The 24,123-nt window shown below is 58.7% G+C and carries 21 protein-coding genes and 5 pseudogenes; 8 read left to right on the forward strand and 18 right to left on the reverse strand.

Annotated features, from left to right (window positions below):
• Positions 1-51: 51 nt before the first annotated feature.
• The 3 genes and pseudogenes from J4G43_RS15215 to J4G43_RS15225 all read left to right on the forward strand — a co-directional run bounded on the left by J4G43_RS15215 (position 52) and on the right by J4G43_RS15225 (position 1,918).
• Positions 52-507, forward strand: coding sequence for a hypothetical protein (locus J4G43_RS15215; RefSeq protein WP_225004916.1), 456 nt, complete (start codon positions 52-54; stop codon positions 505-507).
• A 9-nt stretch (positions 508-516) separates the two neighbouring features.
• Positions 517-1,279 (forward strand): annotated as a pseudogene (locus tag J4G43_RS15220) (IS6 family transposase).
• Between the two features lie 405 nt (positions 1,280-1,684).
• Positions 1,685-1,918: a hypothetical protein gene (locus J4G43_RS15225; protein WP_050995355.1), complete on the forward strand. Its 234-nt coding sequence runs from the start codon at positions 1,685-1,687 to the stop codon at positions 1,916-1,918.
• Positions 1,919-2,031: 113 nt separating this feature from the next.
• Here J4G43_RS15225 and J4G43_RS15230 read toward each other — a convergent pair whose 3' ends face one another.
• From J4G43_RS15230 to J4G43_RS15245, 4 genes and pseudogenes are all read right to left on the reverse strand, one after another.
• A complete protein-coding gene (locus J4G43_RS15230) occupies positions 2,032-2,952 on the reverse strand; it encodes an SWIM zinc finger family protein (RefSeq protein WP_208085263.1) in 921 nt (306 codons plus the stop codon).
• Entirely contained in the window at positions 2,953-4,953 is a 2,001-nt protein-coding gene (locus J4G43_RS15235; RefSeq protein ID WP_225004917.1) for a DEAD/DEAH box helicase, read from the reverse strand. It abuts the gene before it with no gap.
• 7 nt (positions 4,954-4,960) lie between these two features.
• A pseudogene (locus J4G43_RS15240) lies at positions 4,961-5,723 on the reverse strand (IS6 family transposase).
• Positions 5,724-5,893: 170 nt separating this feature from the next.
• Positions 5,894-6,178, reverse strand: coding sequence for a DUF3892 domain-containing protein (locus tag J4G43_RS15245; RefSeq protein ID WP_225004919.1), 285 nt, complete (start codon positions 6,176-6,178; stop codon positions 5,894-5,896).
• Between the two features lie 751 nt (positions 6,179-6,929).
• Between J4G43_RS15245 and J4G43_RS15250 the strand changes: the two genes are divergently transcribed.
• Together J4G43_RS15250 and J4G43_RS15255 are read left to right on the forward strand one after the other, a co-directional pair.
• Entirely contained in the window at positions 6,930-7,214 is a 285-nt protein-coding gene (locus tag J4G43_RS15250) for a type II toxin-antitoxin system RelE/ParE family toxin (protein ID WP_208085265.1), read from the forward strand.
• 14 nt (positions 7,215-7,228) lie between these two features.
• Positions 7,229-7,528, forward strand: a complete 300-nt coding sequence (locus tag J4G43_RS15255) for a HigA family addiction module antitoxin (RefSeq protein ID WP_210387334.1) — start codon at positions 7,229-7,231, stop codon at positions 7,526-7,528.
• A 334-nt stretch (positions 7,529-7,862) separates the two neighbouring features.
• Here the strand turns inward: J4G43_RS15255 and J4G43_RS15260 are convergent, their stop codons facing one another.
• The 4 genes and pseudogenes from J4G43_RS15260 to J4G43_RS15280 all read right to left on the reverse strand — a co-directional run bounded on the left by J4G43_RS15260 (position 7,863) and on the right by J4G43_RS15280 (position 11,364).
• Positions 7,863-8,171, reverse strand: a complete 309-nt coding sequence (locus tag J4G43_RS15260) for a HigA family addiction module antitoxin (RefSeq protein WP_208085266.1) — start codon at positions 8,169-8,171, stop codon at positions 7,863-7,865.
• A 62-nt stretch (positions 8,172-8,233) separates the two neighbouring features.
• The gene (locus J4G43_RS15265; RefSeq protein ID WP_225005704.1) at positions 8,234-8,482 is read right to left on the reverse strand and encodes a type II toxin-antitoxin system RelE/ParE family toxin; all 249 of its coding nucleotides are present in this window, start codon (positions 8,480-8,482) and stop codon (positions 8,234-8,236) included.
• A 360-nt stretch (positions 8,483-8,842) separates the two neighbouring features.
• A pseudogene (locus J4G43_RS15270) lies at positions 8,843-9,666 on the reverse strand (IS110 family RNA-guided transposase); the annotation flags it as partial.
• Between the two features lie 825 nt (positions 9,667-10,491).
• Positions 10,492-11,364 carry a tyrosine-type recombinase/integrase gene (locus J4G43_RS15280; protein WP_208085268.1) on the reverse strand — a complete coding sequence of 291 codons (873 nt, stop codon included), beginning with the start codon at positions 11,362-11,364 and terminating at the stop codon, positions 10,492-10,494.
• Positions 11,365-11,552: 188 nt separating this feature from the next.
• Here J4G43_RS15280 and J4G43_RS15285 point away from each other — a divergent pair, with 188 nt between their 5' ends.
• Positions 11,553-12,821, forward strand: coding sequence for an IS256 family transposase (locus tag J4G43_RS15285; RefSeq protein ID WP_038952271.1), 1,269 nt, complete (start codon positions 11,553-11,555; stop codon positions 12,819-12,821).
• Positions 12,822-13,324: 503 nt separating this feature from the next.
• Here the strand turns inward: J4G43_RS15285 and J4G43_RS15290 are convergent.
• From J4G43_RS15290 to J4G43_RS15330, 9 genes and pseudogenes are all read right to left on the reverse strand, one after another.
• A complete protein-coding gene (locus tag J4G43_RS15290; RefSeq protein WP_208085269.1) occupies positions 13,325-14,824 on the reverse strand; it encodes a recombinase family protein in 1,500 nt (499 codons plus the stop codon).
• The gene (locus J4G43_RS15295; protein WP_225004922.1) at positions 14,814-15,299 is read right to left on the reverse strand and encodes a DUF2924 domain-containing protein; all 486 of its coding nucleotides are present in this window, start codon (positions 15,297-15,299) and stop codon (positions 14,814-14,816) included. The genes J4G43_RS15290 and J4G43_RS15295 overlap by 11 nt, the downstream gene beginning before the upstream one ends.
• Entirely contained in the window at positions 15,296-15,646 is a 351-nt protein-coding gene (locus J4G43_RS15300; protein WP_208085270.1) for a DUF3489 domain-containing protein, read from the reverse strand. The genes J4G43_RS15295 and J4G43_RS15300 overlap by 4 nt, the downstream gene beginning before the upstream one ends.
• A 181-nt stretch (positions 15,647-15,827) precedes the next feature.
• Entirely contained in the window at positions 15,828-17,096 is a 1,269-nt protein-coding gene (locus tag J4G43_RS15305; RefSeq protein ID WP_166354690.1) for an IS256 family transposase, read from the reverse strand.
• Positions 17,097-17,462: 366 nt separating this feature from the next.
• Entirely contained in the window at positions 17,463-18,881 is a 1,419-nt protein-coding gene (locus J4G43_RS15310; protein WP_208085271.1) for a hypothetical protein, read from the reverse strand.
• A 3-nt stretch (positions 18,882-18,884) separates the two neighbouring features.
• Entirely contained in the window at positions 18,885-19,325 is a 441-nt protein-coding gene (locus J4G43_RS15315) for a DUF5681 domain-containing protein (protein ID WP_208089613.1), read from the reverse strand.
• Positions 19,315-20,562, reverse strand: a complete 1,248-nt coding sequence (locus J4G43_RS15320; RefSeq protein WP_208085272.1) for a DNA modification methylase — start codon at positions 20,560-20,562, stop codon at positions 19,315-19,317. Before J4G43_RS15320 ends, J4G43_RS15315 begins: the two co-directional genes overlap by 11 nt.
• 137 nt (positions 20,563-20,699) lie before the next feature.
• Positions 20,700-21,065, reverse strand: a complete 366-nt coding sequence (locus J4G43_RS15325; RefSeq protein ID WP_208085273.1) for a hypothetical protein — start codon at positions 21,063-21,065, stop codon at positions 20,700-20,702.
• Positions 21,066-21,504: 439 nt separating this feature from the next.
• Positions 21,505-21,819, reverse strand: a pseudogene (locus tag J4G43_RS15330) (integrase core domain-containing protein); the annotation flags it as partial.
• Between the two features lie 107 nt (positions 21,820-21,926).
• Between J4G43_RS15330 and J4G43_RS15335 the strand changes: the two are divergent.
• Positions 21,927-23,056 (forward strand): IS3-like element ISRj2 family transposase gene (locus J4G43_RS15335; protein WP_208089328.1). Its coding sequence is split into 2 segments (ribosomal slippage): positions 21,927-22,179 and positions 22,179-23,056, totalling 1,131 coding nucleotides; the frame shifts between segments, so codons are not numbered across the junction.
• Between the two features lie 157 nt (positions 23,057-23,213).
• On the opposite strand, the pseudogene J4G43_RS15340 reads toward J4G43_RS15335, so the two are convergent.
• Positions 23,214-23,837 (reverse strand): annotated as a pseudogene (locus tag J4G43_RS15340) (DDE-type integrase/transposase/recombinase); the annotation flags it as partial.
• A 103-nt stretch (positions 23,838-23,940) separates the two neighbouring features.
• On the opposite strand from J4G43_RS15340, the gene J4G43_RS55950 reads away from it, so the two are divergent.
• A complete protein-coding gene (locus tag J4G43_RS55950; protein WP_208089329.1) occupies positions 23,941-24,027 on the forward strand; it encodes an RHS repeat-associated core domain-containing protein in 87 nt (28 codons plus the stop codon).
• Positions 24,028-24,123 lie beyond the last annotated feature (96 nt).

The following is a 24,123-nucleotide window of genomic DNA, read 5'->3' on the forward strand; positions in this document are numbered from 1 at the left end:
GGCCGTACCAAGCCGCCTGTGCCGATCCCCGCCGATGGCGAGTTGGACACGATGGCAGCGGCTGTTCCGCCGATGACCGGCGCGGAATACCTGACGACGTCTGTCCTGGCCAATCTTTGGCAAGGTATGGATGCGGCCTTTGATGCCGAGTTGGTGCAAGCCAAGCTCTCCCTGCAGGAGTTCCTCAAGAGCCGTCATCCGGCTTGGAATTTGGTTGGGCGCGTTCATTTCAACCTCGCGGAGAACCGGAAGGACGATGAAGCCCCGTTCGCGTTTCTTGCGACCTACACGACCCGACTCTCTGCTGAGGCCAAGGCCCAGCATCTGCCGCTTGGCAAAGCCTTGCAGGAGTATTCCGGTGCGAGGAACCGCCAACGCCTGCTCTCGCTGCTGATGCCCGTCCAGCGCGCCGCCGAGAGCAGCCCTTGGTTGAAGACGTTGGTCAATGCCGGCGATATCTTTCACCGGTACCGTCAAGTTAACGAATTGGAACGGCGGAGGGGGTAGACGAGCGGCATGCGGACTGCCAAGGACCCTCTTTATCGCCGCCATCGCTTCCCACCGGAAGTGATCAGCTATGCCGTTTGGTTGTATTTCCGGTTTCCCTTAAGCTTGCGCATGGTCGAGGAAATGCTGGCGGCGCGTGGCATTGGCGTGACCTATGAAACCGTGCGCCAGTGGGGACGGAAATTCGGCAAGCCGTTCTCCGATCGGATCCGCCAGCGTGCACCCGCTCGCGGTGACAAATGGCATCTGGACGAAGTCGTTATCTCGATCGCGGGCGAACAACATTGGCTCTGGCGCGCTGTCGACCAGAATGGCTTCGTTCTCGACGTCTTGATCCAGCGCCGAAGAGACTCGCGCGCTGCCCAGCGGCTCATGAAGAAGCTCTTGAAATCCGCCGGCACGCCGCCGCGCGTGATGATCACGGACAAGCTCCGTTCGTACGGCGCTGCGAGGGCGAAGATGGGCTTTCACGTCGAACATCGCCAGCACAAAGCTCTCAACAATCGGGCCGAGAATTCTCATCAGCCGACGCGGCGACGCGAGCGGATCATGAAGCGTTTCAAATCGTCCCATCAGGCTCAACGGTTTCTGTCAGTTCACGATCAGGTCGCGAACCTTTTCCACATCCCCTATCCCGGAGCCGCCACCGCCGACTTCCGTCGTGCTTCGCGCGAGCGAGCCTTTGCGACTTGGCGCGAGATCTCCACAACAAGCGCCATCGCGAGCTCTCGAACCTTTGAGAAGCGCCTCCTTCGGCTCGGCGGTCGATTAAGTTGACGATGCCATGGCCACTGATGCTATCTCGGGTTTCTGATGCCCAAGCCTACGGCTGCATACAACCTAGACATTTGCAGCAGTCATTTTCTACTCAGGGCGCGACGAAACCGCGCGCTCTCGTAAAGCGGTTGCAAGGCTCGACGCTGACGGAAGACACGGTGAATCGGCGTGGGATCCGGACGCCGATCGGCGTCCCAAGTGCTTGTCGGCGTCCCAAGTGCTTGATTGACTTCGCGCGTGCGGGGTCAATTCAGCGTCGATTCACAAACAGGCAGAGCGCTTGTCGTCTCCCTCACACCTGTGTGCGTGCCGCGCACGATACCACTTGCAGCGGCCGTTCTCGATTATCAGAAGCACCGAGTGAAGAAGCTCAAGAAGCCGGGCCGGAGGTAGCATAGAAATGGCGCACGCGATTATCCGAGGAAAGAATGGTCGCCGATACGAAGTGGATTTTGACGACGCGCCGGTACGCGTCGAAGTTCATGCCAGTGAGGAGACCGTCGAGATTTTTGTGGAGGCAGATTTTGAAACGCACCCGGAAGAACGGCGACGTTTTGCGATAATCAGCATCCCCCGCCACCTGTTCAGCGAGGCCACGGGTCGGACTGCGCGACGCGCAGCGAAGGATCGTTAATGCCGCTGCCGCGCACTCTGTGGCGTCTCCCCCTTCAGGCCGCAGCCATGCGCTCCCTACCGCGGTAGCGGTTTAGTGCAACATTCATTCCGGCAACGTCGGCCCGACATAGTTCAACAGCGATCGGGACATCCCCGAGTGCGCCGTTTGCTGGCACTTGCTCGGGTTGTCTTTTTCGTTCCCGAACTGGCCCGAGTCGCACGATGTAAGGCGACATCTGTCTTCGCTGCTCGTTTGGTCTTTCTGGCAGATATCTTGCCTTTTTGCGCCTTGGACTGTTGGGGTCTCTTTGAGACTGTGAACGCAGGATTTGGCGTATGGGAAGTTTCGGCCATCTCCAGCCCGAATAGAGCGGCGACATCGCCTTCATCAAGCACCTTCGCCGCGCCTGGCGCCGTTGTTAGCGGAGAATCCTGTCCAGCGCTGGCGAGCATTTCAGTTTCATCCACATCACGCAGCACAAAAAGAAGCTGAGGCTTTTCATCTAGCCGGGCGCCGACACCATACAGTGCTGCCGCAACGTGCTTGCACATGTCCGCCCAGTCCGGACAGCTGCAGGACAGCTTGATTTCCGTCGGCGACGGAAACAGGCCGTCACCCTCTCGACAGACCCGGTCCATCACGCCTTTCGCCAAGCGGCCCTGCAGGAGCTCAACTAGCGAATCGACGGTCCCGGCGCAGTCCCGACAGATGGATTTCCAGCGTGCCCGCGTAACCGGTGCAATGACAATCTTGATTTGGTAGAGCTCAGACCCGGCGACCATTGCCGAGATCTCGCCCTTGGCAATTTGCAGGTCGATAACGGAGCCGTTTCGAACATAGGTCCGGCCGCGCGGCAAGCGGTTCTCATAGTCGCTGTAGCGTTCAAGGTTGACGCACCAAGATCTGCCCCAGAAGCTCTTGGTAATTGTGCGGCCCTCGATCCTCACGGGCGCAACCGATCGTCCCTGCTTCTTGAGCTTGGCCAACTTGCGTTCTGCCTGTCGCCGCTTCTCAGCTACTGGCACGTAAGCATGCCACCCGTAGTAGCTCATTCATCCCACTTCCTTCATCGCCGCGCCCAAATCGAGAGTCACGAGTCTAAGCAACTCCTCATCTTTCATCTCAGTCAACAGGATGTCAGCTCCGCCGCTAAGAAAATCCCCAGCCAATTGTTTCTTCGACTCAATCATATGGTCGATCTTTTCCTCCACGGTGCCGCGACAAACGAACTTGTGCACAAGCACGTTCTTGGTCTGTCCGATCCGGAAGGCACGGTCGGTGGCTTGGTTTTCGACGGCCGGATTCCACCACCTGTCGAAATGAATGACATGCGAGGCCGCTGTGAGATTGAGCCCGGTGCCGCCTGCTTTGACCGAGAGCACGAAGAACGGGACGTCTTCGTCTTCCTGAAATTGGCGCACCAGGCCCTTGCGCTTCTTAACCTCTGTCTCACCATGCAGGACGAGGCCGGGCCTTCCGAATACGGAGCCCAGGAACGCCACTAGTGGCGCCGTTGTCTCCTTGAACTGGGTGAAGATAAGTGCCTTCTCCTGCCGGGCGGCAACCACTTCCGCGATGTCGCGCAGACGCACAAGCTTACCGCTATCCTCCTCATTCCACGCACCGTCGCCGAGCCACTGTGATGGATGGTTGCAGATCTGCTTCAAACGCATGAGAAAAGCTAGGACGATGCCTCTCCGCTTTATTCCATCGACATCTTCGAGATGGCCGGCCAGTTCCGCCACTGCTTGCTGATAAAGCGCCGCCTGCTTGCGGCTCAAGGGGCAGAAGGTTTTCACCTCGGTCTTGTCGGGCAGGTCGGCAATGATGCTCTTGTCGGTCTTCAGCCGTCGCAGGACATAGGGGCGCACCAGTTCGCGGAGCGGACCGTAAGGGTTATGTGGCCGGTCGGAGAGGCGTTTGACGAATGCCGAAAACTCCTTCGACGATCCCAACAGGCCAGGATTGATGAAGTCGAAGATCGACCATAGGTCGCCGAGCCGATTCTCGATGGGCGTGCCGGTCAGCGCAATGCGCATTTCTGCCTTGAGCCTCTTGACCGATTTTGTCTGCTTAGCGCCCGGGTTCTTGATGGCCTGTGCTTCATCGAGCACCACAAACCGCCATGATGTAGTTTCTAGCCAAGGCGTACGCGTCAGAAAGCCGTAGCTCGTGATTACGAGATCGACATCTGCGCATCTGTCCGCACTGTAAGTGTTCAGTTTCTCGGACGGCGCAGCCGATGGATGGACCACGACTGTTTTCAAGCTTGGCGCAAATCGGGAAATCTCGGCGGCCCAATTGGCTAACAACGAGGCGGGGGCTACGAGCAGGCACGGTTTCCGTGCCATGTCCTCATTCTTGATCACCAGCAGCAGCGACAACACCTGGATGGTTTTGCCGAGCCCCATATCGTCGGCAAGGCAAGCCCCAAGCTTGAGCTGCGTTAGCAGATAGAGCCATTGCACACCCGACTGCTGATAGGGTCGCAGCGTACCCTGAAAATATTGACCGGGGTCGACCCGCATGAGCCAATCGGGATGGCGCAAGGTCGCCAGCGTCTCCGCCAGCCAGGGGCCGGCAACGGTCTGGCTCCAATCGATGTCGGCTGGTGCGGCAGTTTTATCTCCGGCAATGCCAGCCCCAGCCAGCAGACGCATCGCCTCACCGAACGAAAGACCATCGGCGGCGGCGCGGCGCTCGATGGCCTCAAATTGCTCGAGTGTGCGATGCAGTCGTTCATGATCGACCTCGGCCCACTTGCCACGGATTAAGGTCAATCCATCGGAATGCGCCAGGAGTCGCTTGATCTCGGCCTTCGAGAGGCTTTCGCCCTCGAGCGTCACCTCCATTCGGAAGTCGAGCAGCGCGTCCATCCCCAGCTGTGATGGCGCATTGCCCCCGACCGTTGCTTTCACTTGCGGGCGTGCGGGGTGGTTCATGCGCCAACTCGCTGGCATTCGCACGACCACCCCGGCGCTTTCGATTGCGGGAACATCCTTCAGGAATTGCAGCGCCTGTTGTGGGCTCCAGCGCAGCGGGTGAAAGGGCATCGTCAACTTAATCGACCGCCGAGCCGAAGGAGGCGCTTCTCAAAGGTTCGAGAGCTCGCGATGGCGCTTGTTGTGGAGATCTCGCGCCAAGTCGCAAAGGCTCGCTCGCGCGAAGCACGACGGAAGTCGGCGGTGGCGGCTCCGGGATAGGGGATGTGGAAAAGGTTCGCGACCTGATCGTGAACTGACAGAAACCGTTGAGCCTGATGGGACGATTTGAAACGCTTCATGATCCGCTCGCGTCGCCGCGTCGGCTGATGAGAATTCTCGGCCCGATTGTTGAGAGCTTTGTGCTGGCGATGTTCGACGTGAAAGCCCATCTTCGCCCTCGCAGCGCCGTACGAACGGAGCTTGTCCGTGATCATCACGCGCGGCGGCGTGCCGGCGGATTTCAAGAGCTTCTTCATGAGCCGCTGGGCAGCGCGCGAGTCTCTTCGGCGCTGGATCAAGACGTCGAGAACGAAGCCATTCTGGTCGACAGCGCGCCAGAGCCAATGTTGTTCGCCCGCGATCGAGATAACGACTTCGTCCAGATGCCATTTGTCACCGCGAGCGGGTGCACGCTGGCGGATCCGATCGGAGAACGGCTTGCCGAATTTCCGTCCCCACTGGCGCACGGTTTCATAGGTCACGCCAATGCCACGCGCCGCCAGCATTTCCTCGACCATGCGCAAGCTTAAGGGAAACCGGAAATACAACCAAACGGCATAGCTGATCACTTCCGGTGGGAAGCGATGGCGGCGATAAAGAGGGTCCTTGGCAGTCCGCATGCCGCTCGTCTACCCCCTCCGCCGTTCCAATTCGTTAACTTGACGGTACCCTTCCGACCGGTGGGCCATCCTCGATCAAGTAGTAGGGACAGCGCTTCCCTGTGTATGCGTGGGGCCTTTCAAGCGCCGAGTCTCGCCCGCACTGCCTGCGATCTGGCACTCATAATTCCTCACGGACACTCAGGGAGGGAGAGGAGGTTGTTCGGTTGAATTCCGTCCACTGTTGTCTTGATGTACTTGTGTCCGCCGTGCGTGGCCACGATGACCTCGACAGTGACGCCTGATTCTTCGACGTAGTACTCCCACTCGCGGCTTTCGAGGTCTCGGATAGTCTTCTTAACGGATAGCTTCCATCGCGTTCCGTCTGAATTTACCCCGCCGACATTTTTGATTCTCTCGTGTGCGTTTCGCCTGTCAGTCTTGTTTATGCAACGGATGCGCACGCGTTTGGGCATGCGGGTGTCTCCCATCTGGGCAAGCTGTCGGACCAGATTAACGAGTGCCTGACGGACGTGGGGCCGACCGATTCTGGTAGTTGTGCCACGGCTTTTTGCGGTGGATGTATCCTACGTCAGCCTCTTTCGCCGCGAGGCTGGCCATGTTGGAGTTAGCGACGCGCTGATAGGGACAGCGCTCGTCTGCAATAGGGCGCCGAGTCACGTGGCCGCTAACTTCCCACCGTGGGGTCCAATGGACAAGCCTTCGCCCGCAGAGCTGAGACGTTCGGAGCGGATACTACGCGCCGATCAGATCGCGCCTCGGGGCCTCACTAAGGCCGACGCGGCCGCCTATTGTGGCTGCTCCAAGGTCGCGTTCAACACGTGGGTTAAGAAGGGCTTGGTGCCGGAGGCTATCCCCGGCACTCAGCGTTGGGATCGCAAGGCGATTGACTGGTATCTGGACCGGGCGTCTGGCTTGCCTCAGGAGACGGCGAGCGCGGCAGACGATGCGTTGGCAGAATGGCTGGCTTCAGAACGGAAGGCTGGCAGATAGGATTGTACGGTGCGCGTGCATGCTGAGCCGACACGCCCGCGCTATTGTCGCATCTCACCCCAATCGATTCGCCCGGTTAGAAAACCGGAACTCAACCAGTATTAGGCGGTCTAACCCTGATGGTGCTCTCCCCCTTTTTTTAGAATCGTATCGGTTCTTGATACGTTCGGTATTGCGGAACGTATCTGACATTGATACGTTGTGGAGTGCCTGATGGCTATTCGGTCGTTTAGGGACACGGACGCCCGGGCGGTTTTTGATGGTTCTTGCCCCCGAGGGTTCCCCGCGAGCATCGTTCGCGTTGCCCGTCGTAAGCTTAGGATGATCGATGCCGCCAAGGAACTTGTGGACCTAAAAGCTCCGCCCAACAACAAACTTCACGAATTAGACAGAGATCGGAAAGGTCAGCACGCCATTTGGATCAACAGACAATATAGGGTCTGTTTCGTCTGGAAGGACGGCGACGCTTCCAAAGTAGAGATCACAGACTATCACTGAGTAGGATGTAAATCATGGCAAAGTTGAAGCCGCTGCACCCTGGCGAAGTGCTTCGCGAAGAGTTTATGGGGCCATATCACCTCACGCCCTATGCTCTCGCGAATCTGTGTCACATCCCACGCACGCGCATTGAGCGCATTGTCCGAGAGGAGTCGGGAATTACTGCCGATACGGCGCTGCGTCTTGCACGCGTATTCGGCACTACTCCCGACTTTTGGCTCACGCTTCAGTCGCGGTACGAGGTGGAAAAGACCGAGGCCGAAATCTCCAGAGAGCTAAAAGACATCAAGCCGCGCGAACCAGTGGCGGCCTGAGAGAAAGCCCGGCAAAACGAGGCCGGGCTTTTTACTTTGCGGTCGACGCAGCCCACTGCTGGTCAGTCTTTGAGTCTGGCAGATCGCCAAGTCGCGACGTTTGATGCCGAGGAGGCTCAGGCAGTGTTAGGCATACTCGATAGCGTGAAGCCCAATCTTAGGCCGAGGGAGGCGCGGAGGATCGCTGCACGCATACGCGATCTTGTAGAGGGTGAGGGGTGAGTGCCACCCGACTCTCTCGCGGGTAGAGGCGGCCAGCCCCAGTCTTCGAGCACGGGCTGGCCACCATCGCTTCCGACGCCGTTTGGGCGAACCCGCACCCGGGCTCGTGGGCCTAAGCCGGTTCGAGCGTCTTTATCTCGCTGACATCCACCTCGCGTTCGGCGTGCCACGCATCGTGGGCGGCCTGCAAACGAAGCCAGATGGCCGGGCCGTTGCCGACCAGCTTCCCAATCCGGGCCGCCACGTTCGGACTGACCGACTTCTTCTCCGCGAGGATATCGTGCAGATGCTGCCTGGAAATGCCCAGCGCTTCTGCAATCTCGGTCTTGGATTTCCTGATGTCCTGTAGAATGTCATCAAGGACGGCGCCCGGATGAGACGGGCAGCGGTTAGGGGCGCGCTTAGCTTTCTGCTGTGCCATTGATGCTCTCCAGCATGTCGGAGCCCTCGTGGCTCCATATTCGCTTATTCGGCATTCTGCATTCAGTGGTACTGTTCATAGTCAACGTTTGATGCGTCGTCTCCCTCAAATTCGAATGTGATGCACCACGGGCCGTTGGTATGCATCGTGTAGCGCACGGGCTTTCCGGCCAGCTTGTGGAAATCGTAGCCCGGCAAGTTCAATTCGGAAGTTTCGACGGCTTCGTTGAGCGTATCGAGACGGACTAGAATGCGCTTGTGCATTCTCTTGTCTTCGGGATCAGCCGTATGGCTCTCCCAGCATGGGATCAGTAGAACCGAGACAGAGAAGCACGGCCCCGCGAGCGGTACCGAACCCAAGGAGGCACCCAATCAAGCCCTTGACTAAATCCGGCCGAATAGAGAAGGGCCCGAAGGGGCTACACCGGAATTGGCTGCGCAGCCGCCAAGAACCAACGTACACGCAAGCGTTAACGCAATCCGCATGTGCTTCCCCCAGGCCCCATCCGATCTTGGACGCTCCGGTGGACCAGAGTTTGTCAAGGTCTTTGTTCCGGAACGACTTGATCATGGGTTTCTATGTAAGCGGTCCAGCGACACCTGTCAACAGTTTGTTGACAGAATGGTTCCGCGAAGATACACGAGAGGCTCTGCAAGTTTGGCTGATATGTGCATGGCTTCATCACCGCACAGCGAAATCCGGCCGATGCGGTGGCTTTCGCCGGACTGGTTGAGAACTGGCGTCAATCCAAGGGACGGCCCGACGGCTTTCGAACTCTTGAAGCGGGCGGGAACGTCGATCGTGCTGATAAAGGCCAGCGACGTGACGGGGCCGACACCAGGGATCGTCATCAACCGACGACAGACCTCGCTTTCCCGGGCAAGTAGAAGCACTTTGCGATGCAGTTGTGTGAACTGTTCGCGTAAAACGCGTCGGGCGACGAGAAGCGGTTCCATGAGTTCGGCCAGCTCCGGCTGACCGCCGACGAGTTCGTGGATACGTTGTTCAAAGCCGATCACCCCCACAATTCCGACCTTCAAGCCGAAGTTGCGTAACAGCCCACGAATGTCATTCTCGATGGCAATGGCCTTCTCCTGAAGCAGCTTGCGACCGGCAAGCAGGACCCGTCGCTTTTGGCTGATCAGGGTCTTGACGTGGACAGGCCGGAACAAGCCGACGCGCATCATCTGCGCAATGCCACGCGCATCATTGCGGTCGCTCTTGTTCACCTGCGCCTTGAGGAACGCCTTGGCATGTCGCGTCTCGATGCAGATTACCGGCAGGCCAGCCTCCGCCAGCCCGCTGAACAGCCATTGCGACAGCGGTCAGCCTCGAGCCCAATCCGATCAAACCGCCAAATCGGATCGTTGAGTGCAGCAAGAAGATCGTCCGGGTGACTCACCAACTTCGCTTCCCGGCAAATGCGGCCCGTTTCGTCGACAATGCACAGGGACGTCTCTTTGACCGACACGTCCAGTCCAGCGTAATGTTTCATGCTGCGCTTCTCCGTCTGATGCTTGTGGCTGTTCGAAAACAGACCACGTTTATCATCAACCTGAAGCGCAGCACCCTGCTAACGCGGGGCTCAGCAACAGGCCGAATACCCCATCTGACTCGTTCGTGGTTTCACGGCAAGCTGCGTCCGGATTTTCCGGATCGGGGACACTGAAGGCCGAAGCGCTGACAGAGGCGGGGCAATTCTGCGCCTCTCGAAACAAGACCTTGCTCGTGACGGATTCGAAAGAGGCTGCATCGCCCTATGTTATGGGTAATTTTCCGAAAGCCGAAGTTAGTTTTATGTGCCTTGCCGCCGACGATCCCCGTCTGGCCGCGCCGCAACGTCAGACGACCTCCGTGACTGCGTTTCAGGGTGTCGTGGTGCAAACCACAAACTCGCGACAACGATAGTCGGGCGGCAACTCTATCCCCTGCAACTTGTACGCCGTCTCTCCCCCGGGAGGCTTGCCCCAAGGCGAGTGAAGAGAGCAGCGCGCTTCGCGGCGAACGCAGAGGCTATTTAATAGACAGCTTCCGAAAATCCGTGCGACTACAGGGCTGATGCTTGTCGCCCCTGAAGGTCTGCCGATGGTCAGAACGGAAAGCCCCAATCAATCGGCGTTCACGCGCCCTCGCAGGGGATTGCGTCGTGAAGACGCGGCGTTCTACGCCGGGGTGTCTCCGTCCACATTCGACAAGTGGGTTGAGGACGGCACGATGCCGAGGCCCATCAGGCGCGGCGGCGTGGTCTTGTGGGACATGCGACTGATTGACCGCGCCTTCGAAGTCCTCTCGGGCGATGCGGAAGATGCGAACCCGTGGGCTAGTGTGAGCCTAACGCGGCAATAGCCTGCTTCGCGAGCAGCCTTTGCTCCGCAGCCTTCGTGTACCGTTCCAGTTCTTTCAAGCTGTCGTGCCCCGTGATGCTGGCAATCACCTTCAGTGACAACCCTAGCTCGGCAAGTCGACGGGCTGCCGCGAAGCGCAATGTGTGGGGACTGCATTGCGTCGTGATCCCGGCCGCTTTGCCCCAGGCTGAAAACTTGCCGGTGAACGACTTATCGCTGTAAGGCTTTCCGCGTTCAGTAAGGATGAATGCGGGCGCATCGGCTGCGATCTTGCAGGCTTTCAGTGCGGCTGCGAGTTGTGAAGCTAGCGGGATTTCCAGTTCTTTGCCGGTCTTGTTTTGCCGGACTTCGATGCCGCTATCGTTCAGGTTATCGAGATCGAACTTACCGCCGACCACGCTGTGAGGGCCAAGCCTGACCGCATCGCCGCGCCGCTGGCCGGTGTAGAGCAGTACGGTCATAGCGAGATGTTGCCGAGTACCGAGGGGCCACCGCTCGAAAAACTTGGCTATGTTGGTCTCCGATAGCGTGTCCCAGCCTTTCTTCGCGCCTTTCGGCCGACGCTTCTTTTTGATGTCCTTGGCTGGATTGTCCTTCCGGTACTTGTGATCCTTGGCGAACGCCATGAGTAGCCGGAAGATTCGCCGCGTACTGTTCCCGGCTTCTATGCCGCCTTCAGCAGCCCGTTCGTCGACCATGCGCTGAATGTCATCCTCCGTGATCTTGGCGACGGGCAGGCTTCCAGCGGCCTCTTCGAGCCGGGCAAATAGGCGGGTGTAGTTGTCCTGAGTGACTTGGCCAAGCTCGGGGAACTTGGACTTTTTGTAATGCCGGATAAGGGCCGCCACACTGCCAGCGGGAACGGTTTTGACGGGCGTGCGCTGCTTGCCAGCTTCAGGCGCGCTTGTCGCCTGTACAGCCTTGGTGCCCGCCTCCAGGGAGCTATGGCGGAATCTGGGTGATGACGGTGTGAGGAAGGCGGCGTATCGAGGCGGGTGACGAGCCTGCCAGAACCTCTCGAGGAGAGCGATACGCCATGACCGAGACTACCAATGTTCTTGCTTTCCGTCAGCCGTCCGCGGTTGATGATCCACTGACCGATATCGTTCGTGCCGGCGCGCGGGACCTGCTTGCCAGGGCGATCGAGATCGAGGTTGGCGCGTTTCTGGCCAGCACGGCCAATCTGACGCTGCCCGACGGTCGAGCGCGCCTGGTCCGACATGGGCACGGTCCGGTGCGCGAGATTGCGACCGGCATCGGTCCGGTGGAGGTCGCTCGTCCCAAGGTCCGCGACCGCGGAGCGAGCGGGCCAGGCGACCGCCTCCGCTTCAGTTCGGCAATCCTGCCGCTATGGGCGCGGCGGACGAAGAGCCTGGATGCCTTGATCCCGGTCCTCTATTTGCGCGGCATCTCGACCGGCGACTTCCAGGAGGCGCTCTCGGCGCTGCTCGGCAAGGATGCGCCGAACCTGTCGCCTTCGGTGATCGCCGGCCTGAAGGCCGATTGGCAGGTCGAGTACGAACGCTGGCAGAGACGCGATCTGTCGGCGCGTCGCTATGTCTACATCTGGGCCGATGGCGTGTACCTGCAGGCCCGCATGGAAGATCACAGCGAATGCATGCTGGTGCTGATTGGCACCACGCCGGAAGGCAAGAAGGAGCTGATCGGCTTCCAGGTCGGCGTGCGCGAGAGCGCGCAGAGCTGGCGCGAACTCCTGATCGACCTGCGGCAACGCGGGTTACGGATTGCCCCGCAACTCGCCATCGGCGACGGCGCCCTCGGCTTCTGGAAGGCACTGGACGAGGCCTTTCCCGGCACGCGGCACCAACGATGCTGGTGCCATAAAGTGAGCAACGTACTCGACAAGGTCGCCAAATCCGTGCAGGGCCCCATGAAGAACGACCTGCGGAACATCTATCTGGCCCCACACCGGGCCGAAGCTGAAACCGCGATCGACGTCTTCGTCGAGAAATACCACGTCAAATACGGACGTGCGGTGGAGTGCCTGATCAAGGATCGCCATGCGCTGCTCGCCTTCTTCGACTTCCCTGCTGAGCACTGGATCCACCTACGCAGCTCGAACCCGATCGAGAGCGTCTTCGCCACGGTGCGCCACCGAACGGTGCGGACCAAGGGATCGCTGTCGCAACAAACTGCGAAGCTGATGGTGTTCAAGCTCATCGACGCCGCATCGAAGACCTGGCGGCGATTGAAGAGCACGAACCAGTTGCCGAAAGTCATCGCCGGTGTAAAGTTCATCGACGGAATCGAAGTCATTCCGAACACTGAAAGCCACGCCGCCTGATCAGGCCGCGTCACCCAAAATCAGCCATAGCTCGCCTCCAGGGTACATCCCACCAGATTTTTGTAAGTCGTGCCGACGTCCGGGCTCTCGCGCACGTATTCGAAGGCCCGGCGCGAGAAATGCCACGGGTGACGGACTTGGAGGGTGCGTTGGTCGGATACCCACCGCACTGAAATGGCTTTGCAATGTGGTCATTGGCCTAGTCCCTGTCGCGAAATCGGCTCGTGACTACGGGACGGTGCGCGGCGGCGATCAGGGTGAGACTCGCGCTCTCATCCTGATTGTCGCGCTATAGGACGGCTATCGGTGCCAACTCCTTCGCGCGCAAAGGAGGTTAGGATTTTGGATCGTGCCCGGGCACCGGTCTTCGTGGCCTTGAGCAGACTGTCGTGGACATGGGACGCCGTCGGACCATTAAGTGCGCACTGTTGCCCGACAATCCCTTTCCTGGGCACCAGTTCTCGAAGTTTGATCAGAAGTTCCATAACAACCGGCGGGCGAATTCATCCGATGGCTCGGTGCTGTTGCCACCAGGACAAGGGCAGGAGTTTTGGGATCTGCTTTAGCTCAAACATTGCGTCGCCTTCCAGGATAGCCCGCGTCAGGTGTGGCGGTAGAAACGCCAGCCGCAGTCCCTGGCGGATTACTTTTGGATGCAGGTCTGCGGCGGAGGAGAGATCTTCGATGGAGGCGTGGCGCCCGGCAGACAGGTCGTCGAGCCAAGCGTGGGCCCTGATAATCGATTTCACAAGCTTTTGGTCGGGCTTCGGCCCTGACGTCGCGACCACTTGAGCATCGCCTTTGGGTTTGGGTGTCCAGGGAATCTCGATTGAACGTTGTTTCCCTTTTAGCTGCTTCAGCGTCACACGAATACGGCCGTTCGATACGGTAATCGTATCGATCCTTTCGATAACCTCTTCGTTTGGTGCCTGCAGCTTCTCGCTGAGGGCGGCCTTGACGAGACCTTCGATCTCCGGAGCCGATATTCGGCTAACAGAGCCGGCCTCGTGCTTCCGCCCGCGCAACGCCGTGCTGACATAGAAGCGGTAGCGCACGCCACTCTTGCTGGAAAAGCTCGGACCCATGCGATTACCCTTGTCGTCGAAGAGCTTGCCTTCGAGCAGGGCGCCGCTTTCAGAAAACTTAACCTTCCGCTTTACGGTGTTAAACTTAAGTAGATCCTGTGCGCGATCGAATGTTGGCCGGTCGAGGATTGCGGTATGCTCTCCTTTGAACCATTTGCCGCCGTAATGGGTTTCCCCAATGTAGATCCTGTTCTTGAGGAAATAGGCGAGGGGACCGTAGGTGAAAGGTATGCCGCCGCGATATTTTGCGACCTTTGAGTTGCGACGCTTGGTGACGATAGCCCGTCGATCAAGTTCGGCCACCAGCTTGCTGAACGAGCCCACCTCCAGATAAAGCCCGAAGATCGTCCGAACCGTCTCGGCCTCGGCTTTGTTGATGACGAGCTTCTTATTCTTGGCATCGTAGCCGAGCGGCACGCTACCCCCCGTCCATTTGCCCTTGCGCCGGCTGGCAGCGACCTTATCGCGGACTCGCTCGGCCGACAGCTCCCGTTCAAACTGAGCAAAGGACAAGAGGATATTGAGGGTCAACCGACCCATGGACGTGGTGGTGTTGAACTGTTGTGTCACCGCAACGAATGAGACTGATTTGTCGTCAAAGGCGTCGACCAGCTTTGCGAAGTCGGCGAGCGAACGGGTCAGACGATCGATCTTGTAGACCACCACCACATCGACCTTGCCTGCCTCAACGTCCACCATGAGTCTTTTGAGGGCGGGGCGATCTAGGTTGCCTCCGGAGTAAGCCGGGTCGTTGTACTGCTGAGGCACGACCTTCCAGCCTGCAAATGCCTGGCTCTTGATGTAGGCTTCGCAGGCCTCCCGCTGAGCGTCCAACGAGTTGAACTCCTGCTCGAGGCCATGCTCGGTGGATTTGCGGGTATAGATGGCGCAGCGAAGGGGCTTGGTGTCACTTGCCATCGGTGCCCTCCCGTCCGGCTGCCTCGCGCAGACCGAAGAACCGGGGTCCGTTCCATCGGGTGCCGGTGATGGCGGTGGCGATCTCGGAAAGGCTGGCAAACGTCTTGCCTTCGAAGGTAAAGCCATCGGCCATCACCGTCACACGGTAGATCCGTCGATTCCAGGTCCGCACCAGCTCAGAGCCCGGCTTGATCCGGCGCGGCAACTCCAGGCGGCCGTTGGGCCTCGCTAAGGCAGTCTTTACCAGCTGGTCGAGTAACCGCCGCGTCAGCGGGGGAAGGCCGCCATACGACTTCTCCTGGATCGTGTGGGCAATGCTGCGGCGCAGGAGGTCCGGACCGAAGGCCTTTGGCGGCTGGGTCCGGAGCAGTTCGCAGTAGCGCTTTCGGAGTTCGATAATGGGCATTGTCGGCAGCCGATCCAGTTCTGCCTCAACGGCTGGATCGGCTTCAATTGAACTGAACTGGGATTTCACGAGGCTGCACCCGCCTTGGCGATCCGATAGAGACGGGTGCCATCTACCTTCTCCGAGGCCAGATTCAGCTTAAGCTTCTTCTTGACCACCCCGGCGAAGAAGCCTCGGACGGAGTGCTGCTGCCAATCCGTGGCCTTCATGATTGCAGTAATGGTTGTGCCCCTGGGTTGGCGCAGCAGGCCCAGGACGGTCTCTTGTTTGGAGGGACGGACAGGCGCGCCCGTTGGCTTCGACGCCGTCTTCTTGGGCGGAGAGGGCGCCTTAGCGGGCTTGCCAGTCGTGGGAGGAGGCAGGCTTGTTCGTGCCTTCGGGAATTTCAATTTCGGCTTCGCTTTGCGTGTGGTCATCTGGCTCTCCATCGTATCAGCGACGTGCTGCTACTGACAGAAGCCCGGCGTTAAGGGCCGGGCGGGAGCGACCGAACCTAGCTTCGGTCTTGCGAAAGCCTGATTCTAATGGAGGCGATGGGCGCGAACGGCATCGTTGAAAACGAGGTCGAGCTATGCGGGATTTTGGGTGACGAGGCGATCAGGCGGCGTGGTTTTCCGGCACTTGGATGACCTCGATGCCGTTTTCGAATCTGACACCTGCGATGACCTTCGGCAACTGATTTGTGCCTTTCAGCCGCCGCCAGGTCTTTGATGCGGCGCAGAGCAGCTTGAACACCATCAACTTGGCAGTCGTTGACGATAACGAACCTTTCGTGCGCACCGTTCTGTGCCGGACCGTCGCGAACACGCTTTCGATGGGATTCGTCGTCCGCAAGTGGTCCCAATGCTCGGCGGGGAATTCGTAGAACGCAAGCATTGCGTCGCGATCTTTCGTCAGGCACTCGACCGCCTTGTCGTACTTCGCTCCGTATTTCTCGGCAAAGACATCGATCGCCACTTCGGCCGAAGCTCGGTTGGACGCCAAATAGACCTCGCGCAGATCCTTCTTCATGCTGGCCTGTACCGACACTGCGACTTTGTTCAAGATATTCGCGGTTTTGTGCACCCAGCACCGCTGATGTCGCGTGGCGGGAAAGACCTCGTCGAGCGCCTTCCAGAAGCCGAGCGCGCCGTCACCGACGGCGATTTCCGGGGCGATCTTCAGCCCACGGGTTTTCGCCTCGACGAGCAGTTCGTGCCAGCTCTGCGTGCTCTCGCGCACGCCGACCTGGAAGCCGATGAGTTCCTTCTTGCCTTCCGGCGTCGCGCCGATCAGCACCAGCATGCATTCGCTGTGGTCTTCCATGCGAGCCTGCAGGAAGACGCCGTCCGCCCACACGTATACGTACCGGCGCGCCGACAGATCGCGCTTCTGCCAACGCTCGTACTCGAGCTGCCACTCCGTCGTCAGTCTGGAAACCACCGCCGGAGAAAGATTCGGCGCATCCTTGCCCAAGAGCGCCGCCAGCGCCTCCTGGAAGTCGCCCGTCGAGATGCCTCGCAGGTACAGAACCGGCAAAAGTGCATCCAAGCTCTTCGTGCGCCGTGCCCACAACGGCAGGATCGCCGAGGTGAAGCGGATCCGCTCGCCATCGCGGGTCACCGCGCGATCGCGAATCTTTACCCGGGCGACTTCGACGGCGCCGATCCCCGTCTGGATCGTCCGCACTGGACCATGGCCGTGTCGCACGAGGCGGTCGCGGCCATCGGGAAGCTTCAAGCCCTTCATCGCGGCGAGAAACGCCTCGGCTTCCATCTCGACAGCCTGCGCAAGCAGCTGCCGAGCTCCAGATCGCAAAATATTCGTCAGTGGATCGTCGATCTCATCGGGCTGACGCAGTGGGACAATGTTGCTATGCTCGTTCATGGCGTATCGCTCTCCTTGAGGTTCTGGCAGGCTCGACACCCGCCTCGATACGCCGCCTATCTCATTCCGTCATCACCCAGTTTCCCGCATAGCTCAACGAGGTCTGGCCCTATGTTGTCCTCCTAACTTCAGGGGACAGTGACGCTCTGCTGGCTTCTGAAGTCGAGCGAATTCGGAGCAATCTTGTGGCTCTTATTGCGCCGTTACGGTCACGAACGTGCTGGCGTAAAGGCTCAGTTTTTTTAGTGACGGTCAGCCTTCGCCACGGAGGCCGACATGCACAACTGGTGCGGGGTAGGGGGCAAGTCAGTGCTGAATGACTAGATTATTCCGTAGGAGTTTCCAGCAGCGGTTTCACCAACGTCGCTAGCGAGAACCGAATGCGACCCCAATTCCATGCTCACGTGGTGGCTGCATGGGAATTATGGGCTTCTCATCCATAAAATCGAAATATTGAGTCATGGCGTCGATCTGATCGTCGAATTCTCCTGGAAATCCGACGATCTCGTCGATGAATGGCTCGCGCCAAACTGCGTCCCCGGGAAGACAAATTTTCTTGGTGCGTATTTTGGGATAATGCCTGGCGAGGCGGTTAGCCTTCGGGCCGCGAGGGATGATCAGCCTAATCTTGAAGCGAACTATATGCCGAATCGCGGAGTAGAGGGCAGGGCCGTTTGCCGTTTGCTCGATGAGGGCGACGCTCGGATTATTGCGTTTCACGAAACGCCAGAACTCGTTTTTCAGTTGCATAAAATAGCAATGATCACAGAACTGATCGAGAAGGTAATAGCGCCCGCCGCCGTATTTCCAAGCTTGTATTACGCTGCGACTCGCGTTGCTGCCGCCGCTCTGACCAGGGTCAATGCTGAGGACAACCGGAGCGATCGGAGCCTCGCGCTGTTCAAAGAGGGCAAAGTGCTCCGCGCACGGAGCAAATGATGCTCGCGGGTCGAGATCCTGCTGATGGAATAAACCAAATGGCGGCGCGAGCTGTGTCCGTTTCAGCCGTTCTATTTCCGCTTGAGAATAAGCACTCGGTTGAAGGATGTCGCCCTTCTCGCGCACCCACTGGTCATGACCGAGATCATATTTGCGCCTTTTGGGAGCGACGAGCGGTAAACGAAGGTAAGTCCAGCCACTCTCTTGCAGAAGATCAGCGGACAGGTCATTGGCGCTGATGCGGTGGGCAATGACCAGTACTGGGCCGTCGATCTTGTTGTTGAGGCGTGAGAGGATGGTGTTGAAGTTGTTACGAACTAAATTCAACTTTCGTTCGTTGTTCCAGTCGCTGATTTCGTGCGGGTCGTCGTAAATAATGAAGTCGGCGGTCCGGCCTGTCACAGCGCCGGTGGCGGCGATCGCAAATATACCGCCCCCTTCCGTCGTCTGGAAATCGTTCGCTCGGGAATGGCCTTCCTTAATGCGCGTCGCAAACATCGCGCGATACCAGCTGGTCCGCATCATGTCGCGGATCTTGTCGCATAGTGCGGACGCAAAGTCGTCATTGTACGCGACCAGCAGAATTCGTAGCTGCGGGTTCGTGCCCAGACGATAGGCCGCTAGGCAGATTGTTCCCACGAAACTTTTCAGATGTTGCGGGGGGAGGTTAATCAGCAGGCGCTTTTCATAGCCAGAAATCAGCTCCTCGATGACGTGACACATGTGCATGACGTAAGGTTGATCGCCCAACTTTTTGTCATGCACTTTTTTAAAGGCATACGGGACGAACCGACGAAATTGAGAGCGAGCAAGTTCAATCGTGATGGATTCCATGTGGTTCGGCATGTACTACTCCTTCGCTCTCGAGGAGCGGCCACCCTTTGAAGATTTCTTTTCCATGGTGCCTGCCCCCTGTTGTTTGCGTTGTTGCGTGACGTAGGTCTCGAGCAGCTCAAGGTCATCGAGGTCGACCCGTTCGGAAGCGGGCGATGCGTCCTCATCAACGCCGAATAGCCGCATGCATGCCAGCAGAGCGTTGACGGCGCGAATGTCCTTCTTGATGGCCGCGGCCGTCAGGGTCTTGATGAAAGCACGCTGTTTGGTAATGCTGCGTTCCTTGCCGTTCTCGGTGAGGACCAGCTTTTCCCGTAATTCCGCAGCGAGGTCCGACTTGAAGCTGGTCCTGGACTTGGGACGGCCTCGCGGATTACCGCTCTGTCCCTTTTGGAACCGGGTGCGCTTGGGCGGCCGCCGGTAGCCGACGTCCTCGTGGTCTTGATCACGTGCCATCATTGGACTCCGACGGCGCGGCTAGCCGCCGGCGGCGGACGGTCACATTAAAGGTTTCCCCCGTTTCGACCGAGACGGCGTCACGACCGGTGGCATTCTGCCAGCGGCGGACGGCGACATCGACATAAAGGGGGTCTAACTCGACCCCGCAGCAGATACGGCCGGTTTCGTGTGCAGCCATCAGCGTTGAACCCGATCCAAGGAATGTGTCCAGCACCAGGCCGCCGCGTTTTGTGACATCTCGCAAAGCGTCCCCGATCATCGCGACGGGCTTGACCGTCGGGTGCGAGCCCAACAGTTCGTCACGGTCCTTGCCGAACGACGACATGCCGCCATACGATGACCAAACATTGGTCCGGTTACGCCCATGCCGGCCAAGTTCAACATTGTCTAGCGGACGTTCGGCGCCGGCGAGGTACACACAGACAAATTCATGGGCATTACGATAAATTCCACCCATCCCGCCGTTGGGCTTGACCCAAACGCAGATGTTGTAGAGCGGCATGCCGCACAAACGTGCAGCCACGTTCATCTCCGTAACATGTCGCCAGTCGATGCAGGAATAGATCAGTGCCTCCGGTCTACTGGACGTACGCAGCACCTCAAGTGACTGGCGCAAGAAGTCGAAGAACGCGTCGTCGGTGAGTTCGCCCGCGCCCTGCACGAATTCACGATGCCGGTGTTTGCCTTTCCCCGAAATGAAGCCGTTGACTTTCAGGTTATAGGGTGCGTCGATGAAGCACACGTCGGCCAAGCGATCTTCAAGAACTCTGTTGACGAAGATTGGATCCGTTGCGTCGCCGCAACCGATCCTGTGTTTCCCAAGCGCCCAGATAGTCCCTCGCTCTGAGATCGCGAGCTCCTCCACGGACGGGTTGTCGCCGCCGTTTTCTTCGACATTAGCTTGCGGTAGATCGAGGTTTAATCTTTGGTCAATCTCCGGCGCGGCAAAGCCCGTGAGATCGAGATCGAAGTCGATAGAAATCAATTCTTCAAGAACGGTTCGGAGATTTTCGTCATCCCACACGGGGTCCTGCGCGGTTCGATTGAGAGCTAAACGGAGCGCCTTGATCTCTGCCGGTGACCTGTTGTGCACTAAGGTAACGTCGACATGGCTGGCGCCATTCGCTTTGAGGGCCCGCCAGACCAACTCCAAATCGATGATCTGACTATCAGGCGTAACTGGGATCGGGATAATTTGGCCAAATCGCTCCAACCCGCGCTGCAAAACTTCCATCTGCTTTTTGGGGTGGCGCCGTAGGACCGGCTCTATTGGTTTCAACGAGTCAATCGGGACGCGGTGGACGCTGAGGTGATTGCTACGAGGGATAGGCAGCGGACCTGTGATTGTTTCAAAACACATTGTTGGCTCGCTTAATTCAGAGTACGAAATAAATTATCGACGAAGATCTCGTTGCCGGCACCGGGGATCGAGCAATAAAGTTGATATGCTGTACCGTCTTCAATCGCTTTGCGCACGATCGTAGGATCATCAGTATCGACGCCCAACAACTGAACCCATTGAATCGCGACTAAGTTTTGGTCCACGTCAAAGAATTTTTCGCCTGCTACACTGCCATAGGCCAATTTGAAGTAGAGATTCTCGGCCAAGATGAGCTTCTTCAAAGGGTAAAAATCTTTGCGGCCTTTATGATCTGCGAAAAACACTACATAATTAGAGAAACGTCGGTGAGCGCTTCGGGTATCTGGAAGCCGCCAGTTCAGGGACTTGGTTGCCACTGCTCTTCCTCCGGTCGGTCCAAGGAGCCATAGCGCGGTCATCGGAGCTGCAGACGCAACGGCGTATCCGCGGCAACGCTCCTGGCGTTGTCATCATTCGGAGTCGAACTCACGCTGCCGCCCGCGAAAGCGATGGCATGCATTGATCGACCTGTAATGTTACGGGATACGCTTCTGGGGCTTAAATCTTCGACTCCGAGCCCTGCGGGATAGTCGAAGACAACTAAACAACTTCAGCGCGGAAGATACCGCACTAATATTTACGAATAGCGAATGACTAGGATCCCAGCAAGCGGGAGCTACATCACAAAACCGTGGTCGCAGGGGGCGGGCTGCCTTGAGGATTCGCGTAATGAGCCGATATGGAATGTCTGCTGTTTGGGGGTACAGCGGACTCGGCCCGGGAGATCCGACATGTGCCCGTTTGGCACTTAGCGGACTAGGTGTTCAGTCCCGAGGTCAAGTGGATGGGATCGAGCCGAAAGCGGTCTGGCTCGTTTGCCCAAGCTGTACAGATGGCTTCGTAGGGTGTGAGGCCGCGTAGCGTCTTCAGCCGCTTGGCGAAGTTGTAGCCGTCCAGGAAGGCGCCGAGGTGATCTTCCAGTTGGCGCTTGGTCTCATAGTGATACCGCCGGACGGCTGCCTCCTTCAGTGTTCGGTTCATCCTCTCAACCTGACCGTTGGTCCAGGGATGGTTGGGCTTGGTGAGACGATGCTCGATGCCATGTCCCCTGCAGGCCCGGTCGAAAGGATGGCCGCGCCACATGGCGGTTAGAGCTGGCCCCGCAAATTCGGACAGTAGCTTGAGTGGATTTTCTGCCTGACAGCGGCGAGGATTCTTGCTGCGAATCAGGAGCGAAGATGACGAAGAAGAGCCGCCGGACGCATTCTCCGGCATTCAAGGCGAAGGTTGCTTTGGCTGCGGTCAAAGGCGACAAGACACTGGCGGAGCTGGCGCAGCTGTTTGATGTTCATCCGAACCAGATCACGATCTGGAAAAACCAGCTCCTGGAAGGCGCCGCCGGCGTGTTTGGGCATGACAAGACATCGGCCGAGACGCCGGTCGATTTGAAGGCGTTACATGCCAAGATCGGCGAGCTGGCGTTGGAAAACGATTTTTTGTCCGGCGCGCTCACCAAGGCGGGCCTGCTGAGCGCAAAGCGATGATCGACCGCGATCATGATCTTTCTATCGTGCGCCAGGCGAAGGTCCTGAAGCTGGCTCGCAGCACGGTCTACTATGAACCTCGGCCAGTTTCGGCCGAGGACCTTGCCTTGATGCGTCGGCTCGATGAGCTGCATCTCGATTATCCCTTCGCGGGAGCGCGTATGCTGCGATCGTTGCTGCGGCGGGAGGGCGTATACGCCGGTCGCCGCCACATCGCGACGCTGATGAAGCGCATGCGGATCGAGGCGGTCTATCGTCGCCCGAACACGAGCAAGCCGGCTCCGGGTCACAAGATCTACCCGTACCTGTTGCGCGGATTGAAGATCGAGCGGCCCGACCATGCGTGGGCAATGGACATCACCTACATTCCGATGCGGCGTGGCTTCGTCTATCTCGCGGCGGTCGTCGATGTGTTCAGCCGACGGGTCCTGGCCCATCGCGTCTCGATCACAATGGAGGCGGCCTTCTGCGTCGAAGCGGTCCAGGAGGCGTTGGCGAAGCACGGCAGGCCCGAGATTTTCAACACGGATCAGGGCAGCCAGTTCACCAGCCTCGAGTTCACCGATGTGCTGCTGGACGCGAAGATCGCCATCAGCATGGACGGCAAGGGCGCCTGGCGCGACAACGTGTTTGTCGAGCGGCTCTGGCGCACGGTCAAATACGAAGAAGTTTATCTCCGCGCCTACGACAGCGTGTCCGAGGCGCTAGCGTCAATTGCCAAGTATCTGGCCTTCTACAATCAGGGACGCCCTCACTCGAGCCTTGACGGGCGCACGCCCGACGAGGCTTACTTCGGCACGCAAGCTATGGTGATGGCCGCATGACCGTCGCCGACGGTTTTGTCGTCGCTCTGGTCGGGCTACGCCCTCCCGACGCAACGACAAAACCGTAAAGCCCCGCGTTCAGCATAACCCGGCAGGAATCCACTTAAATCCAGCGGGGCGCTGTCCAAACAACCGGGGCCAGCTCTGTTGGACCCAATCGATTCTTGGGCAGGTCGGCGAATTGGATGCCGTTGTCCGTGAGCACGGTGTGGATTTTGTAGGGGACAGCCTTGACCTGGTCGTTGAGGAAAGCCCCGGCGGTGGCAACCGTCGCCTTCTGCATCAGCCGAGCGAAGGCGTACTTCGAGGTACGGTCCACAGCTACGAAGAGGTAGAGCTTACCCTCCACCGTGCGGACCTCGGCGATGTCGATGTGGAAGTAGCCGATCGGATAGGCCTTGAAAGGCTGCTTGGCAGGCTTGTCACCGGCGACTTCGGGCAGGCGGCTGATCCCATGGCGTTGCAGGCAACGGCGCAAGGATGACCGCGTCAGATGGGGGATGGTCGTCTGCAGAGCGTAGAGGCAGTCATCGAGAGGCAGCAGCGTGTGCTTGCGGAACGCAACGACCATCGCCTCCTCCTCAGCCGTCAGAACTGTCGAACGCACGATCTTCGGGCCCATCGGCGCATCGTGAACAAAGGTCCGCTTGCGCCAATTGGAGACTGTCTTCCGATTAAGGCCGTGCTGCGCGGCTAGATCCTTGAGCGGAGCCTTCGATCGCTGTATCGCCGCTCGGATGGCGTGCGTGGTCGTGGCGCTGCCGTGAAGTATCTGTCCCATCACTCCTCCCGGAATGAGGGATCAGCTTGGCTGATTCCCCCACACTCCGGGACCAGACACCTTTGGTAGTTCGACCTATCAAGGGGTTCGGAGCCAAACGGAAATGGCGAAGCAATATCGGTTTGCAGGGAAGGAGAGGGACGAGGAGAGTGGGCTCTATTACCACGGGGCACGATACTACTGTGCGTGAATCGGGGCGTGGACCGCAACGGATCCCGCCGAGATGTCGAGCGGTGAGAACTTATATCGGTACGCTTTGAGCAATCCGGTCCGTCTCGTCGATTCC

The organism is Bradyrhizobium barranii subsp. barranii, from assembly GCF_017565645.3.
GTDB classification, from domain to species: domain Bacteria; phylum Pseudomonadota; class Alphaproteobacteria; order Rhizobiales; family Xanthobacteraceae; genus Bradyrhizobium; species Bradyrhizobium barranii.

What these genes read in the sequence shown, in the direction of transcription:
- J4G43_RS15215 (WP_225004916.1), top strand. Translation starts at nt 52, where the DNA reads ATGGCAGCGGCTGTTCCGCCGATGACCGGCGCGGAATACCTGACGACG.
- J4G43_RS15285 (WP_038952271.1), top strand. Translation starts at nt 11,553, where the DNA reads ATGACCGAGACTACCAATGTTCTTGCTTTCCGTCAGCCGTCCGCGGTT.
- J4G43_RS15245 (WP_225004919.1), bottom strand. Translation starts at nt 6,178, where the DNA reads ATGCCCAAACGCGTGCGCATCCGTTGCATAAACAAGACTGACAGGCGA.
- J4G43_RS15260 (WP_208085266.1), bottom strand. Translation starts at nt 8,171, where the DNA reads ATGGCACAGCAGAAAGCTAAGCGCGCCCCTAACCGCTGCCCGTCTCAT.
- J4G43_RS15310 (WP_208085271.1), bottom strand. Translation starts at nt 18,881, where the DNA reads ATGCCGAACCACATGGAATCCATCACGATTGAACTTGCTCGCTCTCAA.
- J4G43_RS15290 (WP_208085269.1), bottom strand. Translation starts at nt 14,824, where the DNA reads ATGGCAAGTGACACCAAGCCCCTTCGCTGCGCCATCTATACCCGCAAA.
- J4G43_RS15255 (WP_210387334.1), top strand. Translation starts at nt 7,229, where the DNA reads ATGGCAAAGTTGAAGCCGCTGCACCCTGGCGAAGTGCTTCGCGAAGAG.
- J4G43_RS15235 (WP_225004917.1), bottom strand. Translation starts at nt 4,953, where the DNA reads ATGCCCTTTCACCCGCTGCGCTGGAGCCCACAACAGGCGCTGCAATTC.
- J4G43_RS15230 (WP_208085263.1), bottom strand. Translation starts at nt 2,952, where the DNA reads ATGAGCTACTACGGGTGGCATGCTTACGTGCCAGTAGCTGAGAAGCGG.
- J4G43_RS55950 (WP_208089329.1), top strand. Translation starts at nt 23,941, where the DNA reads ATGGCGAAGCAATATCGGTTTGCAGGGAAGGAGAGGGACGAGGAGAGT.
- J4G43_RS15300 (WP_208085270.1), bottom strand. Translation starts at nt 15,646, where the DNA reads ATGACCACACGCAAAGCGAAGCCGAAATTGAAATTCCCGAAGGCACGA.
- J4G43_RS15250 (WP_208085265.1), top strand. Translation starts at nt 6,930, where the DNA reads ATGGCTATTCGGTCGTTTAGGGACACGGACGCCCGGGCGGTTTTTGAT.
- J4G43_RS15225 (WP_050995355.1), top strand. Translation starts at nt 1,685, where the DNA reads ATGGCGCACGCGATTATCCGAGGAAAGAATGGTCGCCGATACGAAGTG.
- J4G43_RS15305 (WP_166354690.1), bottom strand. Translation starts at nt 17,096, where the DNA reads ATGAACGAGCATAGCAACATTGTCCCACTGCGTCAGCCCGATGAGATC.
- J4G43_RS15320 (WP_208085272.1), bottom strand. Translation starts at nt 20,562, where the DNA reads ATGGAAGTTTTGCAGCGCGGGTTGGAGCGATTTGGCCAAATTATCCCG.
- J4G43_RS15315 (WP_208089613.1), bottom strand. Translation starts at nt 19,325, where the DNA reads ATGGCACGTGATCAAGACCACGAGGACGTCGGCTACCGGCGGCCGCCC.